Source organism: Actinomycetota bacterium (assembly GCA_040881665.1).
GTDB lineage: Bacteria > Actinomycetota > UBA4738 > UBA4738 > HRBIN12 > JBBDWR01.
Map to the genome: position 1 here is coordinate 393,079 of JBBECT010000004.1, position 17,083 is coordinate 410,161.

General features: G+C 69.5%; 15 protein-coding genes and 1 tRNA gene. 2 read left to right on the plus strand and 14 right to left on the minus strand.

Annotation, left to right across the window (positions count from 1 at the left end; genetic code table 11):
- Positions 1-12 precede the first annotated feature (12 nt).
- The 7 genes from hisF to WEF05_02915 are packed head-to-tail and all read right to left on the minus strand — an operon-like array spanning position 13 to position 5,218.
- Positions 13-786 (minus strand): imidazole glycerol phosphate synthase subunit HisF, encoded by a 774-nt coding sequence (gene hisF / locus WEF05_02885; GenBank protein MEX1100846.1) that lies wholly within the window; start codon positions 784-786, stop codon positions 13-15.
- Complete coding sequence (hisA, locus tag WEF05_02890; protein ID MEX1100847.1) at positions 783-1,490, minus strand: 1-(5-phosphoribosyl)-5-[(5-phosphoribosylamino)methylideneamino]imidazole-4-carboxamide isomerase; 708 nt, start codon at positions 1,488-1,490, stop codon at positions 783-785. Before hisA ends, hisF begins: the two co-directional genes overlap by 4 nt.
- Positions 1,487-2,098: an imidazole glycerol phosphate synthase subunit HisH gene (gene hisH / locus WEF05_02895; GenBank protein ID MEX1100848.1), complete on the minus strand. Its 612-nt coding sequence runs from the start codon at positions 2,096-2,098 to the stop codon at positions 1,487-1,489. Before hisH ends, hisA begins: the two co-directional genes overlap by 4 nt.
- Positions 2,095-2,688 (minus strand): imidazoleglycerol-phosphate dehydratase HisB, encoded by a 594-nt coding sequence (gene hisB, locus WEF05_02900; GenBank protein MEX1100849.1) that lies wholly within the window; start codon positions 2,686-2,688, stop codon positions 2,095-2,097. Before hisB ends, hisH begins: the two co-directional genes overlap by 4 nt.
- Positions 2,688-3,743, minus strand: coding sequence for a histidinol-phosphate transaminase (hisC, locus tag WEF05_02905; GenBank protein ID MEX1100850.1), 1,056 nt, complete (start codon positions 3,741-3,743; stop codon positions 2,688-2,690). Before hisC ends, hisB begins: the two co-directional genes overlap by 1 nt.
- Positions 3,740-5,035 (minus strand): histidinol dehydrogenase, encoded by a 1,296-nt coding sequence (hisD, locus tag WEF05_02910; protein ID MEX1100851.1) that lies wholly within the window; start codon positions 5,033-5,035, stop codon positions 3,740-3,742. Before hisD ends, hisC begins: the two co-directional genes overlap by 4 nt.
- On the minus strand, positions 5,036-5,218 hold the full coding sequence (locus WEF05_02915; protein ID MEX1100852.1) for a hypothetical protein: 183 nt from the start codon (positions 5,216-5,218) through the stop codon (positions 5,036-5,038). It abuts the gene before it with no gap.
- A gap of 179 nt (positions 5,219-5,397) precedes the next feature.
- Here WEF05_02915 and WEF05_02920 point away from each other — a divergent pair, with 179 nt between their 5' ends.
- The gene (locus WEF05_02920; protein MEX1100853.1) at positions 5,398-7,959 is read left to right on the plus strand and encodes a M14 family zinc carboxypeptidase; all 2,562 of its coding nucleotides are present in this window, start codon (positions 5,398-5,400) and stop codon (positions 7,957-7,959) included.
- Between the two features lie 2 nt (positions 7,960-7,961).
- On the opposite strand, the gene WEF05_02925 is transcribed toward WEF05_02920, so the two are convergent.
- From WEF05_02925 to WEF05_02955, 7 genes are read right to left on the minus strand one after another with little or no spacing between them, the layout of a single operon-like run.
- Entirely contained in the window at positions 7,962-9,575 is a 1,614-nt protein-coding gene (locus WEF05_02925; protein MEX1100854.1) for an FAD-dependent thymidylate synthase, read from the minus strand.
- A 50-nt stretch (positions 9,576-9,625) separates the two neighbouring features.
- Entirely contained in the window at positions 9,626-11,452 is a 1,827-nt protein-coding gene (gene pknB, locus WEF05_02930; GenBank protein MEX1100855.1) for a Stk1 family PASTA domain-containing Ser/Thr kinase, read from the minus strand.
- Positions 11,453-11,461: 9 nt separating this feature from the next.
- Positions 11,462-12,985: a penicillin-binding protein 2 gene (locus tag WEF05_02935; protein MEX1100856.1), complete on the minus strand. Its 1,524-nt coding sequence runs from the start codon at positions 12,983-12,985 to the stop codon at positions 11,462-11,464.
- Positions 12,978-14,354, minus strand: coding sequence for an FtsW/RodA/SpoVE family cell cycle protein (locus tag WEF05_02940; protein ID MEX1100857.1), 1,377 nt, complete (start codon positions 14,352-14,354; stop codon positions 12,978-12,980). The genes WEF05_02935 and WEF05_02940 overlap by 8 nt, the downstream gene beginning before the upstream one ends.
- Entirely contained in the window at positions 14,351-15,604 is a 1,254-nt protein-coding gene (locus WEF05_02945; GenBank protein MEX1100858.1) for a Stp1/IreP family PP2C-type Ser/Thr phosphatase, read from the minus strand. Before WEF05_02945 ends, WEF05_02940 begins: the two co-directional genes overlap by 4 nt.
- A complete protein-coding gene (locus WEF05_02950) occupies positions 15,601-16,068 on the minus strand; it encodes an FHA domain-containing protein (protein ID MEX1100859.1) in 468 nt (155 codons plus the stop codon). Before WEF05_02950 ends, WEF05_02945 begins: the two co-directional genes overlap by 4 nt.
- 1 nt (position 16,069) lies before the next feature.
- On the minus strand, positions 16,070-16,828 hold the full coding sequence (locus WEF05_02955) for a DUF3662 and FHA domain-containing protein (protein ID MEX1100860.1): 759 nt from the start codon (positions 16,826-16,828) through the stop codon (positions 16,070-16,072).
- A gap of 152 nt (positions 16,829-16,980) precedes the next feature.
- Here WEF05_02955 and WEF05_02960 point away from each other — a divergent pair.
- A tRNA-Leu gene (locus WEF05_02960) sits at positions 16,981-17,064 on the plus strand.
- Positions 17,065-17,083 lie beyond the last annotated feature (19 nt).

A 17,083-nucleotide genomic window follows, 5' to 3' on the forward strand; every position in this document is an offset into this window, starting at 1 on the left:
CCTTCTTCCCCCTCACAGCCGCACCGGGATGCCGCGCTCGGCCATCGAGGACTTGACCTCGCGGATCGAGAGCTCCTCGAAGTGGAACCGGCTCGCCGCGAGCACCGCGTCGGCGCCGCCGTCGAGCACCGCGTCGCCGAAGTCCTCCTTCGCTCCCGCGCCGCCGCTCGCGACCAGGGGGACCGTCGTCGCGGAGCCGACCGCACGCAGCAGCTCGAGATCGTAGCCCTCGCCCGTGCCGTCCCGGTCCATCGAGGTGAGCAGGATCTCGCCCGCGCCCCGCTGGGCGGTCGCCTCGACCGCCCACTCGACCGCCCGACGATCCGTCGGGGTGCGGCCCGCGTCGACCACGACCTCCCAGCGTTCGTCGGCCGACTCACCGGTGGCTCGCGCGTCGATCGCGATCACGATGCACTGGGTGCCGAAGCGGTCCGCGCACCGCTGGAGCAGCGCGGGCTCGCGCACCGCCGCGGAGTTGATCGCCACCTTGTCCGCACCCGCCCGGAGCAACGCCCGAACGTCGTCCTCGGTCCTCACCCCGCCGCCGACCGTGAGCGGGATGAACACCTGCTCGGCGGTCGCGCCGATCACCTCGAGCGTGCTCGCACGTCCTTCGACCGTCGCGGTGATGTCGAGGAACACGAGCTCGTCTGCGCCCTCGGCGTCGTAGCGCGCGGCCAGCTCGACCGGGTCGCCCGCGTCGCGGAGGTCGACGAAGTTCGTCCCCTTCACGACGCGGCCCGCGTCGACGTCCAGGCACGGGATCAGGCGGGTGGCGAGGGTCATCCCCGGACGACCTCCGAGAGCTTGATCGTACCGACGTAGAAGGCCTTGCCGACCACGGCCGCCTCGCACCCGAGCTCGCGGAGCCCCCAGACGTCCTCCGCGTTGCGAACGCCGCCGCTCGCGATCACCGGAACATCTCCCGCGAGCTCGATCACCCGTTCGTACAGCTCGGTATCGGGACCGTCCATCGTGCCGTCCATCTTGATCGAGGTGACGAGGTAGCGGGGAGAGCCGGCCGTGGTGAGCGCGGGGATCGACTCCTCGATCGGCGGGCCGGCCTCTTGCCAACCGCGCACCATCACGCGGCCGTCTTTGACGTCGACGGCGACGACGATCCTGTCGTCGTACTTCGCGACGGCGTCACGCACGAAATCGGGGTTCGCAGCGGCGGCGGTACCGAGCACCGCGCGTTCGGCCATGCGCGGAGCGAGCACCGTGTCGAGCGCTTCCATCGTGCGGATCCCACCGCCGAGCTGCACGGGGATCGCCACCGTGCGGATGATCTCCTTCACGCTCTCGCGGTTGTCGCCGGTGCCGAGGGCGGCGTCGAGGTCGACGAGATGCAGGCGCCGCGCTCCGTCCTCCTCGAACCGCTTCGCCACCTCCACGGGCTCGGTCGCGTACTCGGTCTCGGCCTCCGGGTCGCCCCGGAACAGCCGTACCGCGCGCCCGCCGCGCAGGTCGATCGCCGGGATCACGATCATCGGGATCCGGCCTCCTTCACGAACGTCTCGTAGAGCTGCAATCCGGCCTCGCCGGACTTCTCGGGGTGGAACTGCGTCGCGAACACGTTGTCGCGCGCCAGCACCGATGCGAACACCCGCCCGTGCTCGGTCGTGCCGATCGTCCCGGGCGTGTCGACGTCGGGGGCGTAGGAGTGGACGAAGTAGAACCGTGTTCCCGAGGGGAGCTGGGCCGTGTACGGGTGCGCAGCGGTCCAGGCGACCTCGTTCCATCCCATGTGCGGCACCTTGATCTCGCCGGTCAGCAACCGCGAGGTTCCTTCGAGAACGCCGATCCCTTCTTCCGTGTCCTCCTCGCTCCCGTTCAGGAACACCTGCAGGCCCACGCAGACACCGAACACCGGTCGCCCGGAGGCCACCGCGTCTCGCACGACGACATCGAGCCCGCGCATCGCGAGGCTGCGCTTGCACGCGCCGAAATGCCCCACGCCGGGAACGAGCACCGCGTCGGTGCGAGCCGCCTCGCCGCCGTCGTCGGTCACTCGCACATCCGCACCGACCCGCTCGAGGGCGCGTGCCACCGAGTGCAGGTTCCCGGAGTCGTAGTCCAGGACCGCGATCGAGGTCACAGGGTTCCCTTCGTGGACGGGATCGTGGAGCGGCCGGTCAGGCTCACCGCGTCGCCGAGGGCGCGTGCCAGTGACTTGAACTCCGCCTCGACGACGTGGTGCGGGCTGCGGCCGGAGACCAGCCGCAGGTGCAGCGTCATCTGCGCGCTCGTCGCGAACGCCTGCATGAAGTCCTCGGTCAGCCCCGTGTCGAAGGCGCCGATCGTTTCCGCGGGAACGGGAACCTCGTGCACGAGGTAGGGGCGCCCGGACAGATCGAGGGCGCAGTCCACCAGGGCCTCGTCGATCGGAACCGAACACGATCCGAACCGCCGGATCCCCGCTTTGTCGCCGAGAGCCTCGGACAGCGCCTGGCCGACGGCCAGCCCGATGTCCTCCACGGTGTGGTGGCCGTCGACGTCGAGGTCGCCCTTCGCGGCGACGTCCAGATCGAACCCGGCGTGCTTGCCGAGCTGGCCCAGCATGTGATCGAAGAACGGCATCCCGGTGTCGGCGTTGGCCGCTCCATCTCCGTCGAGCTGGAGCTCGACACGGATCTGGGTCTCCTTCGTCGTGCGATCGACGCTCGCGCGTCGCGGGGCCTCGCTCATCACAGCACCTCCTTCATCGTCTTCAGGAACAGATCCACTTCGTCGGGTGCGCCGGCCGTCACGCGCAGTCCTTGCGGCACCACTGTGGTGAGATCGCGTACGAGGACACTGCGGTCGAGCAGCCGCTGCCAGAGGTCTTTGGCGTCCGTTCCGCCCGGTGGTGTGAACAGCACGAAGTTCGCGTCGCTCGGGAACACCGTTACGCCCACGAGCGCCTGCAACGCCGCGACGATACGATCGCGTTCGCGCCGGATCGCATCCAGGATCGCCACCGCCTCCGTGCGGTGGTGCAGCGCGGTGATGCCGGCGGCCTGGGTGAGCGCCGACAGGTGATAGGGCAACCGCACCACCCGAAGGTCGTCGACCACCTGCGGGTCGGCGAGGCAGTAGCCCACGCGCGCTCCCGCGAGCGCGAACGCCTTCGAGAGCGTGCGGACCACGACGACGTTCGGGCGCGAGGCCACCAGGGGGAGCGCGCTCTCGCCGCCGAACTCGATGTAGGCCTCGTCGACGATCACGAGCGACGTGGGCAGCGCCTCGGCGAGCGCCCGCGTGATCTCGACGGGCTGCGCGTTGCCGGTCGGGTTGTTCGGGGAACAGACGAACACGACATTCGGCTCGGCCGCCACGGCCTGTACGATCTCTTCGTCGCCGATCGTGAACCGTTCCCCGAGCTCGCGGCGGACGACCTCGGTGTTGGTGAGCCACGACAGGCGCGAGTGCAGCGGGTAGGTGGGCTCGAACATGAGTGCGCTGCGGCCCGGGCCGCCGTACGCACTGAGCAGCTCGGTCAGGATCTCGTTCGACCCGTTCGCGGCCCACGTTCCCTCGACCGCGTGGCCGGCCGACGCCGCGAGCCCCTCTCGAAGGCGCGTCGCCTGCCCGTCGGGGTAGCGGTTCAGCGCCAGCTCGGCGACCGCGCGTCCGAGGTCGGCCGAGAAGCCCTCGGGCAGGGGGAACGGACACTCGTTCGTGTTCAGTCGCGCGGCGACGTCGAGCTGCGGGGACACGTACGGTCCGGTGTCGCGGATCCCGGGGCGAGGGTCGGCGCTCATGCGTCCCCGCCTTCCACGGCGCGCTCGTCGCGGACGCGAACCGCACGGGCGTGCCCGACGAGTCCCTCGCTCTCGGCGATCGCCACGACCGACGGGGAGAGCTCGCGCACCGCACCGGGATCCATCTCGATCACCGAGCTCACCGTGACGAAGTCCGCTGCGCGCAGGCCCGACGCGAAGCGGGCGGTACCGGCGGTAGGCAGCACGTGGTTCGAGGCGACCCCGTAGTCGCCGAAGGGAACAGCCGTCCACGGTCCGAGGAAGATCGCGCCGGCGTTGCGCACTCCCGCCACGAACCCGCGAGGATCGGCGACGAGCACCTGCAGGTGCTCGGCCGCGAGGTCGTTGACCGCGTCGGTCGCCTGCTCGAGATCAGCGACCAGGTAGGCGCGGTTACGGGTCAGCGCTTGCTCGACGATCTCCTTCCGGCCGGCCTTGACCACCTCGGCGGCGAGCGCGGCCGCGACGCGCTCGACGAGTCGCGCGTCGGTGGCGACGAGGTTCGTGCTCGCGTCCGGATCGTGTTCCGCCTGGGCGATCAGGTCGATCGCGATCAGCTCGGGATCCGCGTCCGCGTCGGCCACCACCGTCAGCTCGCTGGGGCCGGCGAGTCCGTCGATCCCGACGAGGCCGTTCAGCTGGCGCTTCGCCTCGGTCACGTAGGCGTTGCCGGGACCGACGATCCGATCCACGGCGGGAACGCTCTCGGTGCCGAAGGCCATGGCTGCGATCGCCTGCGCGCCGCCGGTCTTGACCACCGCGGTCGCTCCCGCCCGGAGCGCTGCGTACAGCACGGCCGGCGAAATCGACCCGTCGGCGCCCGCGGGTGTGCACACCACGATCTCCTCGACGCCGGCGACGACAGCGGGAACGACCGTCATCGCCACCGAGGACGGGTACATCGCACGACCGCCCGGGACGTAGCAGCCCGCTGCACTGATCGGGCGAACGACCTCCCCGAAGCGGGTGCCGGCGCGTTCGTCTCGCCACTCGGGGGGGAGCTGGCGCCGGTGCAGGTCGGTGACCCGCTCGATCAGATCGTCGATCGCGACGCGCAGGACCTCGGGCACCTCCACCTGTGCGCGCTCGAACTCTGCGGGGGTTGCGCGCAGACCGGTTCCGCGAAGGTCCGCGCCGTCGAACCGGAGCGCGAGGTCGACGAGGGCGGCGTCGCCCTCGCCGCGCACGCGCGCGATCAGCTCACGTACGGGTTCTGTGACGGCAGGGTCCGGCTCGAGACGTCGAGGCTCGAGGCGCTCCCTCCGCTCGCGGAGGTCGAGGAGCTCGAGCATCTACCGCTCCTCGGACGCCTCGTGATGGGTCGCGTCGGAGGTGGGGTCGCCGGCGAGCGCGGCCGAGGGGGCCCGGTGCGCCCGGCGGTCGCGCGCGAACAGGGTCCAACCGGCGGCCGAGACGGCGATCCCGGCCGCGATCAGCATGCTCATGGCAAGCAGGAAGGTGGTTTGACGGTCCATCGCGGTCCGCACAGCTTACGGGAAACCCCCGGGCCCTCCCCGGGGATGCCGGCTCAGAGAGCCCGGCCCGTCGCTGACTAGTCCTTCGGTCCCTTCCCAACCCCCGGCGACCTGGGCCATGCTGCCGGAGCACGGGAGATCGCGAGGCGGGCGTGGTCCGCCGAAGGGGGAGATCGCTGATGTCCGACGAGACCACCGTTCGCGCACCGCTGACGCGCCGGCGGTTCCTGCAGGCCTCGGCCGTCGCGGCTGCCGCGGCGACACTGCCGATCGCCTCGACCGCCCGCGCGGGCGGGGGATGCGACGTCTTCGACACGCCGGCCGAGTTCATGGGCGTCGTGCCGAGCCCCGAGGACGTGCTCGGGTTCGACGTCGGTGTCGATCGGGAGGTGACGACCGCCGAGTCCGATGCCTACCTCGGCGCGGTGGCGGCGGCGAGCCCCCGCGTGATCACCGACTCGCTCGGCACCTCGTGGCAAGGAAGGCCGATCCGTTATGCGATCCTCGGCAAGCCTTCGAACGTCACGCCCGCCGGGCTCGCGTCGATCCGCGCGGCGACCGCGAAGATCCGCGATCCGCAGACCCCGGACGGCGAGGTTGCCGAGCTCGCGAAGACCACCCCCGCGATCCTGTGGATCGCCGCGAACGTCCACGGCAGCGAGGAGAGCGGTACCGACGCCTCCTTGCAGGCGTTGTACGAGCTGGCCGATCGCGACGACTGCGTCGTGCGCAATGTCTTGAACAATGCGATCGTGGTGTTCGTCCCGGTGCAGAATCCCGACGGACGCGAGCTGGACCAGCGTCGCAACATCTACGGGTTCGACCTGAACCGCGACACGCACGTGCGGACCCAGCCCGAGACCGATGCACGCGTCGAGCTGATGCGTCGCTACCCGCCGTTGCTGTTCCTCGACGACCACGAGTTCGGGTTCTTCCGTTCGTTCTTCCCGCCGAACAACGACCCCCAGTATCAGGAGACCGACGAGACCGTGATCGAGTGGATCGAGGACCTCTACGGTGCGGCATTCGCCGCCGAGTTCGTCGAGCGGGGATGGGACTTCTTCAACGGCAGCGTCTACGACTTCTTCGCCCCGCAGTTCGGCGACACGCTCGGCGCGATGGGCTTCCAGGGCGCCGGGATGACGATCGAGGTCTACAACGGCACGACGATCGAACGCCGGTCGACGAAACACCTCGTGATCCAGTGGATCGCTGTGACCCAGGCGGCCGCGAACAAGGAGCGCCTGCTGAACGAGCTGCATCTGATCTTCGCCAAGGCGGTGCGACAAGGGGAGATCGGGTTGCTGGAGCGCAACCGCCGCTATTTCAACCCGCAGCGGAAGCCGCGGATGAAGGTCGACCGCCGGCCGCTGCGGCACTACTTCTTCCCGCCGCAGGCCGACAAGCAGCCCGAGCTGCGCCGCCTGATCCGCCGGCTCCAACGGATGGACGTGAGGGTCGATCGCCTCGACGCGCCGCTGCAGGTGCCCGACTTCCGCGCGTACGGCCGGGACCCGGCGCCGCGCATGCTCCCGGCCGGGACGTACTGGGTCCCGATGGCCCAGCCGCAGAAGCACTGGATCCAGGCGATGCTCAACGAGAACACCTACATGCCGACGCTGTTCACCTTCAGCCTGAGTGGCTGGAGCCTTCCGCTCCTCGCGAACCTCGATGGCGGGATGTCGGGTGAGGAGCTGCACCCTGCGGCATCGACGGCGCCGGCGGTGGCCGAACCCGCGCCCCCCGGTCCACCCGCTGGGGCGCCGCGGATCGGGTTGTTCCTCCAGTCGAAGGGGACGTTCTCCTACGAGTCCTACCAGGGGACGCGGTGGCTGTTCGACCAGCGATGGGACATCCCGTACACGGAGCTGCGACCCGTTGATGTGAGAGACGGCGCGCTGGAGGACATCGACGTCCTCGTCACACCGGGCTCGGGATCGACGCGGGGCATGAAGCTGCTGAAGCCGCCCGGTCAACGCGCGCTCGTCGACTGGGTGAACGGTGGAGGACGCTACGTCGGCTACCGCGGCGGTGGGGCGCGACTCGCTGCCCTGTTGGGACTGTCGACCGCCCGGCTGCACTTCCCGGCGGCCGACGTTCCCGGAACGCTGCTCCGCTCACGGGTTGACCCCTCCAGCCCGTTGGCGGACACGGTGGGCGAGTTCGCATGGGTGTTGTTCGACGACGATCTGATCGCGAAGGCCGGTCCGTCCGCGACGCCGATCGTCTACCCGAGCGCGGACGACGACGATTGGTTCGCCTCCGGGTACATCGATAACCCGAAGGCGGTCGCGACGACGGCCGTCTGCGTCGACGAGCGCGCCGGCAGCGGCCGGGTCGTGATCTTCCCCGCGGATCCCAACCGGCGCGGCATGCCCGAAGGGATGCAGCGCGTGTTGTGGAACGCGATCTTCGGCCCCGATCCCGCCGGGGGCGTCGCGCCGCGGATCGGTTCAGCCGTCCGCGCCGACGCGGAGCGTCGTGCCCGCGAGGCGGCGGCAGCGCTGCCGAACTTCGACGGACCGCTGCGGTTCTCGGTGGCATCCGCAGACGCGGACGCCGCTGCGAAGGTCGTCAAGGGCTACGGCGTGGCGCTCCGCCGCTATGGCGACGGCGACACGGTGCGCTTCCTGGTCGATAACCCAAAGGAGCTCACGGTCGAGGAGCATCCGTACGCGATCGAGCTGAACGCGAAGCTGCGAAAGCGCGGGATCGGCGTCCGGGGGTTCCGCGGGCCGTAGCCTCAGGCCGGGCCGTCGAGCGCGCGGCGCTTGGCCTCGGTGCGCCGCTCGGCCTCGAGGCGTTCGAGGTCGACGTCGGAGCGGTCGACGTGCTGCATCGCCGCGGCGATCGCGGTGTGGCCCGCGTGGTCGCGGATCAGCTCGTGCATCCGGTGCGCGACGCGCCGGTAGGTCGGGTGGCCCTGGGGTGAGCTGCGCAGCTCGATCAGGTGCATCGCCTCGCGTGCGTTCATCTGCAGTGCGAACCGGATCCGGTACTGCATCGCCACCGCGTACTGCGCCGCGTCGGTGAAGCCCGCGTCGAGCAGCTCACGCTCGAGCGCGGCGGACAGATCGAGCACGTGCCCGACCTCGTGGGCGAAGCCGGCCTCGTCGATCTCGGGCGGCAGCTCGTAGCCGTTCGCGGTCGTCAGCGGCTGCCACTCGACCGTGAGCAGGCGGTGTCGCTGCAGATCGCGGAACGCCCCGTAGTCGCAGAGCACGTCGAAGCGGTACCCGGTGCGCTCGAACGCGCGTCCGGGCTTGTGGCGTCGGTTCGCGCGGTCACCGACGGCCGCGGTCAGCACCGAGGCCCGCTCGTCGTCGCGCATGCCGCGCGCGAGCACGAGCAGACGGTCGTCAGGGAGCCCGCTCGACGCGTACAGCGCCGCCGCCACGACCTTCACTTCTCCCTCGGGGTCGGAATCGGTGAGCGTGACCTCGTCGCGCGCACCCGTGGGAACCCCAGCGGTGAACTTCGCGGCGACGTCCGCCAGCGCTTCTCGCCGTTCGGCGAGGTAGCGCGACCACGCGACGCCACGATCCTCGACGTCGACGCGCTTGAGGAACGCGGGGATCACCTTGCGCAGCTCGGTCAGCATCAGGTCGCCGTACTCGCGCATCTCCTGGAGCGGGTGGGCGCGCAGGCGCAGCAGGAGCTGCTCGTAGGCCTGGCCGGTCGCGTAGATCCCCATGTTCGAACGGGTCGCGGCCGGGAGCAGTCCACGAAGGGTGTCGCAGGTCTTCGCCTGGATCGTGGAGCGGTAGACGAAGTCGGAATCACCCTGCTGCTGCGGGAACCGTTCGCGGTAGTAGGACTGCATCGGCTCGAACAGGCGGCCGTAGGTCTCGAACGCGAGATCGGCGAACGCCGAGAACGTCACCTCGTGCGGCGTTCCCTCGAGCTCGGGGGGCATCGTGAGGCGCCAGCGATCCCCTGGTCGGTCGTCGTAGCGCATGTAGCGGGTGGACTGTTCGAGATAAGCGGCGAGGCGGCCCCACTCGAGCTGCTTGCACAGCAGCTGCGAGGCCTGCTCGCACGCGAGGTGTACCCCGCCGAGCTGGGCGACCGAGTCGTCGCCGTACTCGACGAACACGCGATCGAACAGCTTCTCGGCGCGCTCCTCGCCCATCGTCGGTTCGGGGACGCGTCCGTCGGCGACCTGCTCGGCGAACTCGTCGAGGAACAGCCGACGGATCGACTTCGGTGTCCGCGAGTAGCGCGCGAACAGGGCGCCCTTGACGACCTCGGGCATGTTGATCAGCGCGAAGACGGGCTGATCGAGGTTGGTGAAGTAGCGCGACAGCAGGGCGCGCTCGTCGTCGGAGAACTCCTCGGAAGCGAACCAGAGCGCCATCGATCGGAGCTTACTGCGGGGCGGCGGCACGCCGCCGCCGGATCAGCCGCTCAGCCCTTCCCGGAGTTGTCCTTGTCCTTGGGACCCTTGCCCGGCTTGTCCTTCGGACCCTTGCCGTTGTCCGAACCCTTCCCGGAGTTATCGATCCTCGAGGAGGGCGGCGGGGACGGGGGTTCGTCGGGGGTGACCCAGTACTTGACCGTCGAACCTTCGGGGAGAGAGGAGTCGCCGACCGGCTGTTGTTTGGCCACCCTTCCGGGCCCGCAATCGGGATGCGAGGCCTCTCCGACGTTCTGAGCGACGAAGCCTCTGGCGGCTAGCTTGTTCACGGCCGCATTCTCAGGGCGGCAGACGACGTCCGGTACCACCACGAGCGTTTCCGTGGGTGTTGGTGAGGGCTCCGGGCCGCGCGAGACGAGCAACACGATCGACGACCCCGGTGTCAGGGATGAGCCCTCCTCGGGATTCGTACCGTAGACCTCACCGGCGGGCGCTGGGTTGAAACGGGGCTTGGACCTGACCACGAAGTTGTAGGGATCACCCTCCAGCAGCGCCTGGGCGTCAGCCTCCGAGCTACCCGTGACGCTCGGCACCTCGACGTCGCCCGGCTCGCGGACGACCGTGAGGGTGACCTCGCGTTCGACGTCGATCGTGGTTCCTTCGGCCGGATCCACGTTCGAGACGTCGTCGACCTCGAACTCGTCGTCCGGAACATCGTCCTCACGCTCGACCTTGACGTTTTCGAAGCCGGCCTGCGTGAGCTGGTCGCGGGCGTCCTCCTCGGTCGATCCGACGATGCCCGTCGGGATCTGGGCCCGCCGGCTGCTCCCGTTGGAGTCGAGGACCGAGCTCACCAGCCACCACGCCGCGGCGGCGAGGCCGGCGACGATGATCAGGCCGACGATGATGCCGACGATCCATTTCTTTTTCTTGTCCTCTTCCTCTTCGGGAGGGAGCACGGCCGTCTGCTGGCCCGCGCCCGGCCGGATCACCTGGGTCGTCGCGGCCGCCGCCCCCATCAAGGGGGTCGCGGAGATCTGGCCGCCGTTGCGCAGCGCCTCGAGGTCGTGGCGGAACTCGTTCGCCGTCTGGTACCGGTTCACCGGGTTCTTCGACAGCGCGCGCATCACGACCGCGTCGAGGTCGGGCGTCACCTCCGGGTTCAGGGTCGAGGGAGCGACCGGTTGTTCGTTCACGTGCTTGTAGGCGATCGCGACAGGGGAGTCGCCCGAGAACAGCTGCCGGCCCGTCAGCGCCTCGAACAGGACACAGCCGAGCGAGTAGATGTCGCTGCGTTCGTCGACGACCTCGCCGCGTGCTTGCTCGGGCGACAGGTACGACGCCGTTCCCAGAACGGCGGCCGTCTGCTCGATCGTGTGCTCGGTCGTGACGAGGCGAGCGATCCCGAAGTCGGTGACCTTCACGCCGCCTTCGCGCGTCACCATGATGTTCCCGGGCTTGATGTCGCGGTGGATCACGCCCTGCTGGTGTGCGTACGCGAGTGCGCCCGCGACCTGCTCCACGAGCTCGGTCGCCTTCATCGGGGTCAGGCGTCCGCCGCCGGCGAAGAAGTCGGCGAGGGTGCGGCCCTCGATGTACTCCATCACGATGTAGTGGACGTCGCCCTCGTCGCCGGTGTCGTGGACCCCGACGAGGTTGCGGTGGTTGAGCTTGGCCGCCATCTGGGCCTCACGGCGGAACCGGTCGACAAACGATCGGTCGGCGGCGAACTCGGGTTTGAGGATCTTGACGGCCACGATCCGGTCGAGCTGGGTGTCGAGGGCCCGGTAGACCTTCGCCATCCCGCCCTCGCCGATCAGCGCCTCGAGCCGGTAGCGCTCGTTCAGCACCGACGTGCTCATGTCCCCGTTCGCCATGTGCTCCCTTTACCCGTCGAGCGCCGCTTCGATCATCGTCCGTGCGATCGGCGCCGACGCCTGACCGCCCGTGATCTCGCTGCCGATATCTCCACCGTCGAGAACGATAACCGCAACGGCGACCTGCGGGTCGTCGGCGGGCGCGAACGCGACGAACCAGGCATGGGGGAGATCGCCCGGTCCACGTTGCGCGGTTCCCGTCTTCCCGGCCACGGAAACGTTCGCGATCGCGGCGGCCGAGCCGGTTCCGCCCTCGACGACGCTCACCATCATCTCGGTGAGGTTTGCCGCGGTCTCCGGTGAGGTCGCGATGCTCGCCTCCTCCGGGTCGAACGAGGTCACGACCCGTCCCTGCGGATCGCGTACCTCGGTCACCAGCCTCGGACGCATCAGCACTCCGTCGTTGGCGACCGCGCCCGCAACCATCGCCATCGACAACGGGTTCGTCGCCACGTCCGCCTGGCCGATCCCCGAGAACGCCACGAGGGGGTCGTTCTGCGCGAAGTACTCCTCGTTCGGGAAGCGACCCGCGGTGTACGGGATGTCGAAGGGAACCGTGTCGGTGAGGCAACGGCCACTCGTGGTCGGGTTCCAGAGGCAGAAGCCGAACGCCTCGGCCTGACGGGCCATCCGTCGCGGGCCGAGCTCGGAGGCGATGTGGCCGAAGGTGACGTTGCACGACTGTTGGAACGCGTCCGCGAGCGTGATCCGCGCTGCTCCTCCGGCGCAGTGCGACTCTCCGAAGTTCTGCAAGGTGTTGTCGGTCAGCTCGAGCTCGAGTTCCGGCGGGTTCGGGTAGGTGGTCGATCGCGTGTCGCCGTTCTCGAGAGCGGCCGCGGCGGTCACGATCTTGAACACCGAGCCGGGTGGGAACAGCGTGTCGCTCGCCCGCGAGAGCAGGGGTTGCTCCGGGTCGTCATTCAGTGCGGTGATCTCGCGCTCCGCCGTCTCAGGATCCTGGGTTGACAGCGCGTTCGGATCGAAGGTGGGGTTCGAAGCCGACGCCAACACGTTGCCTGTATCCGGTTCCAGCACAACGATCGCGCCGCCCTCGCGCATCTCTGCGTCGTCCTCGACGATGTCCATCGCGAGCTCCTGAAGTTCCGGATCCAGGCTCGTGATGATGGATGCGCCGCGCTTCGGGCGGCCGAGGACCAGGTCGCCGAGGGTCTGGGACAACAGCTCGGGAGCGTCGCCCGACAGGTGCTCGTTGAACGACTGTTCCAGCTCAGTGCGGCCGAAGAACAAGGAGTAATAGCCCGTCATGTGCGCCCACAGCGGTCCGTCCGGATAGTGCCGCTGGTACTCGAACTCCCCGTTCGTCTGCCGGGAGAACGCCAGCTCGGTCTCCGCGTCGCTGGCCAGGATCCGGCCCCGGTCGACGGAGGACTCCGCCACGATCTGGCGGAACGCGTTCGCCGGGTTGTCGGCGATATCCTCGGCCGCGAACACCTGCACGTAGTTCACACCGGCGAGCAGGACCACGAGCAGCACGAGCAGCCCGACGCCGAGCCTGCGGATCTGTCTATCCACCGGCGAGCGCCTCTTCCTCTGATCGTTCGTTCCCGGCCGACGGTTCCTTCGGCGCCCGTCGCGGTCCGCGGAGGGGACCTCGCTGCGGGGCGGACCCTGCCGAGACCCGCACGAGCAGCGCGAGGATGATGAAGTTGCTCACCAGGCTCGATCCGCCGTAGCTGACGAACGGCAGCGTCACGCCGGTCAGCGGGATCACGCGCGTGACGCCGCCGACGATCACGAACGCCTGGAGTCCGACCAGCGTCGCGAGCCCCGCGGCGAGCAGCTTGCCGAAGTCGTCCGTCGCGCGGATCGCAGCCTGCAGCCCCCGCCCGACGAGGACCACGAACAGCAGCAGGACCGCGGTCGTGCCGAACAAGCCCAGCTCCTCCCCGATCGCCGCGAAGATGAAGTCGGTCTCGGCGAACGGGATCCGGTAGGGAACGCCCTCGCCGAGCCCGCTGCCGACCAACCCGCCGCTGGCCATCGCGAACTGCCCCTCGGCGAGCTGGCTCGCTCCCTCGCGCAGCATCGAGGGATCGAGCGCGTGCAGCCACAGATCGACCCGCGTCTCCACGTGGCTGAAGGTCGCATAGCCGAGGAACGCCCCCGCGCCGAAGAGCAGCACGCCGATCACGAGGTAGGCCGGGCGGCCGGTGGCCACCCACAACATCACCACGAAGATCGCGAAGTACAGCAGCGACGCGCCCAGATCCTTCTGGACGAACAGGATCATCAGGGATGCTCCCCACGCGAGCAGCACCGGGCCGAGATGCCGGGCCTGCGGCAGGCGCAGCGGTCCCCAGCCGCCGGTGCCGACCGCGAGCACCTCGCGCTTGGCCGACAGGTACGACGCGAGGAACACGACGATGAAGACCTTGCCGAGCTCCGCGGGTTGGAACCCGACCGGACCGATCTCCACCCACAGCCGTGCGCCGTTGATCGTCCGTCCGATGCCGGGAACGATCGGCAACAGCAACAGCACCACGCCGATCAGTCCGATCGTGTAGGTGTACGCGTCGAGCTGGCGGTGATCGCGGATCACGATCAGCGTCGCGCAGAACGCGAGCAGTCCGACGATCAGCCAGGTGCTCTGCTCGGCCGCGAGGTTGCCGTCCAGACGGAAGATCACCGCGAAGCCCAGACCCGCGAGCGCCCCCGCCAAGGGGAACAGCACCGGGTCGGCCTTCGGCGCGTAGCGGCGGATCACGAGGAACGCGGCGGCGAAGCCGAGCAGGAAGATCGTCCCGTACAGCGACAGCGTGACCGGCACCTTGCCCCGCTTGCCGAGCCCGACGAGCAGGTACGCGGCCAGCGCGATCGAGAACGCTCCCACCAACAGGAACAGTCCGCGGAGCCGCCGGTCGGCGGCTTCGACCCTGCTCACGCGGTGCCACCCTGTCCGCCGCCCCCGCCCTGTCCGCCGCCGTCGGCGTGGTCTGCGTGGCCTCCCTCGCTACCGGGGCTCAGCTGCGGGTTCTCGGCCTCGGCACGCTCCGCGAGGTCGGTTTCGATCTGGGCGATGATCTGTTCGCCCGCCACCTGCGAGTCGACCGGGATCCCCTCGGCCAGGTCGGCGAAGAACTGGAGCTGACGCGCCGAGTCGGCGGGGATCGCGGTGATCACCTCGGGCTCGTGCAGGGCGACGCCGAGGACCTCGGAGGGAACACCACGCAGCAGCGCGACCCGATCGCCCTCGACACCGACGTACCACTGCCGGTCGAGGTAGGCGCGGCCGCCGACGAGCACCACGACGAGGACGAGCACGACGATGCCGGTCCACAGCGCGATGCGTCGGATCGGGACCGAGCGGCCGGGATCGGACTCGCCCCTCGTCCCTCCCGGTGCCTCGTCCGTCTCTTCCCCGCCGGGCATCGTCGAGGTCGGGACGTTCGCGGTTGCGAACGCGGGAGCGTTCGCGGCCGACGAGGGTCCGGGCTCGCCGTGGAAGTCGACGATCACCGCGGTGATGTTGTCGACCCCCCCGTTCTCGTTCGCTTCGGAGACGAGCGCGCGGACGGCGTCGGTCGGATCCTCCGTGTCGCGCAGCACCGCGAGGATCCGATCCTCGCCGACCATCCCCGTGAGCCCGTCGGTGCACAGCAACAGACGATCGTTGTCGAGGAGATCGACGATGCCCTCGTCGACGAGCACGTCGGGCTCGGTTCCCAGGGCGCGCGTCAACACGCTGCGCTGCGGGTGGCTCGCGGCCTCGTCCGCGGTCAGCTCACCGCGCAGCTCCATCTCGCGCACCATCGTGTGATCCTCGGTCAACGAGCGCAGCTCCCCGTCGCGCAGCAGGTACGCGCGTGAATCGCCGACGTGCGCGAGTCGCAGCCGATCGCCGTCGGCGACCGCCGCGGTCAGGGTCGTTCCCATCCCCGCGACGGCGAGATCGCGCAGTGAGCGTTCGAACACCGCGCTGTTCGCCTCGGTGACCTGTTCCGACAGCGTTCCACGCTTGTGTTTGAACAGCGTCTCCAGCGTCTCGAGCGCCAGGTGCGACGCGACCTCCCCGCCCTGGTGACCGCCCATCCCGTCCGCGACCGCGACGAGGGGAACCTCGACGACGTAGGCGTCCTCGTTCCCGGAACGCACCTTCCCGATGTCGGTCGCGGCGGCGACGGTCGCCTTCACGCGCGCAGCTCCAGGATCGTCGTGCCGATCCGGATCCGGTCGCCGGCCCGCACCTGGGGACGTCCCTCGATCCGTCGCTCGTTGAGGAACGTTCCGTTCGTCGATCCGAGGTCTTGTACTACCCACACCTCACCGTCGGGTGACAGCCGCGCGTGCGACTGGGACGCGAACGTGTCCTCGACCGTGATCGCACAGTTCGCCGCGCGGCCGATCTCGAGAGGTTGGTCTTCCAGCTTGAACGTCGCGGCCTTCTTGCCGTTCTTGCCGAGGATCACGAGGCTGCGCGGCGCACCGCCGGCCTTGCGTCGTCGCTGCTTCGGCGGGGCCGGGGGAGCCGCCGCCTTGGGAGCCGGGGGCTGCCGGCCCGAGATCCCCGTGGAGACCGACCGGACGGCGCGCCAGATGAACAGGTACAGCAGCACGAGCAGTCCGAGCTGCAGCAGCGTCAACGCGAAGCGGGACACCTCAGTCTCCCCGGACCTCGAGGACGGTCTCGCCGATCGTGATCCGGTCGCCGAGCTGCAGGCGGTAGGTGGTCACGGGCTGATCGTTCACGAGGGTGCCGTTCGTCGACCCGAGATCGCTCAGGACGTACGCGCCGTCGCGCTGCTCGATCTGGGCGTGGTGCCGCGAGGCCCCCGCGTCCGCGACGACCACGTCGCATTCGGGCAAGCGTCCGATCGTCACTTTCGGCTTCTGGATGCGCACGGTCTTGCCGGCCGCCGCTCCACCGTCGTCGAGGAACGCGAGCACCACGGGGCCGTGGGGCTCACCGTGACCGGTTCCCATCGCGGGTGTCGCAGCAGCGGCAGCGGGCGGAGCCTGCTGCATCTTCCACGGCTCGAGCCGTTCGACGCCCTCGACGAGGGCGGCGGCGCATCGGAACCGACCCTTGCCCAGAGCGTCATCCACCTCGAAAGTCACCTCGGGGGGACCGAGGAGGCCCCAGTTGCGTTCGATCGCGTGTTCGCGGCAGACCTGTTGGAGCTCGTCCGCGAGCGCTCCCTCCGCTTGTTGGAACCGTTCGTGGTCGGCCTGGGAGACGGTGAACGCGAACCGGTTCGGCGCCCATATCTCACGAACACCGACGGTCTTGCCCGAGTCCATCTCGCGCAGCACGCGCTTGGCCAGCTCGACGGGTTGCAGCCCGCCACGGAACACCTTGGCGAACGAACCCTCGACGATGCCCTCGAGTCGGCGTTCGAAGTCTCGGAGGATGGCCATGCGGACGGGCTCCGGGGTCGGGGTCGCGTGCCGGATCGTGCCCGGGCGATGTGCGTCCGCCCGGGGTTCGGCCCATCCTAGCAATGAGCCCCGCGACGCCCGGGAGCAGGCACGATGCGCGGGAACGCCCTGTTACCATTCCCGTTCCACTCGGGCGAGTGGCGGAATTGGCAGACGCGCAGGATTCAGGTTCCTGTGTCCGAAAGGACGTGGGGGTTCAACTCCCCCCTCGCCCACTGCTTCTGACCTGCGCCG

Coding starts and splice junctions, on each gene's coding strand:
- hisC (MEX1100850.1), bottom strand. CDS start 3,743: ATGAGCGCCGACCCTCGCCCCGGGATCCGCGACACCGGACCGTACGTG.
- hisD (MEX1100851.1), bottom strand. CDS start 5,035: ATGCTCGAGCTCCTCGACCTCCGCGAGCGGAGGGAGCGCCTCGAGCCT.
- WEF05_02925 (MEX1100854.1), bottom strand. CDS start 9,575: ATGGCGCTCTGGTTCGCTTCCGAGGAGTTCTCCGACGACGAGCGCGCC.
- hisF (MEX1100846.1), bottom strand. CDS start 786: ATGACCCTCGCCACCCGCCTGATCCCGTGCCTGGACGTCGACGCGGGC.
- WEF05_02955 (MEX1100860.1), bottom strand. CDS start 16,828: ATGGCCATCCTCCGAGACTTCGAACGCCGACTCGAGGGCATCGTCGAG.
- hisB (MEX1100849.1), bottom strand. CDS start 2,688: ATGAGCGAGGCCCCGCGACGCGCGAGCGTCGATCGCACGACGAAGGAG.
- pknB (MEX1100855.1), bottom strand. CDS start 11,452: ATGGCGAACGGGGACATGAGCACGTCGGTGCTGAACGAGCGCTACCGG.
- hisA (MEX1100847.1), bottom strand. CDS start 1,490: ATGATCGTGATCCCGGCGATCGACCTGCGCGGCGGGCGCGCGGTACGG.
- WEF05_02915 (MEX1100852.1), bottom strand. CDS start 5,218: ATGGACCGTCAAACCACCTTCCTGCTTGCCATGAGCATGCTGATCGCG.
- WEF05_02920 (MEX1100853.1), top strand. CDS start 5,398: ATGTCCGACGAGACCACCGTTCGCGCACCGCTGACGCGCCGGCGGTTC.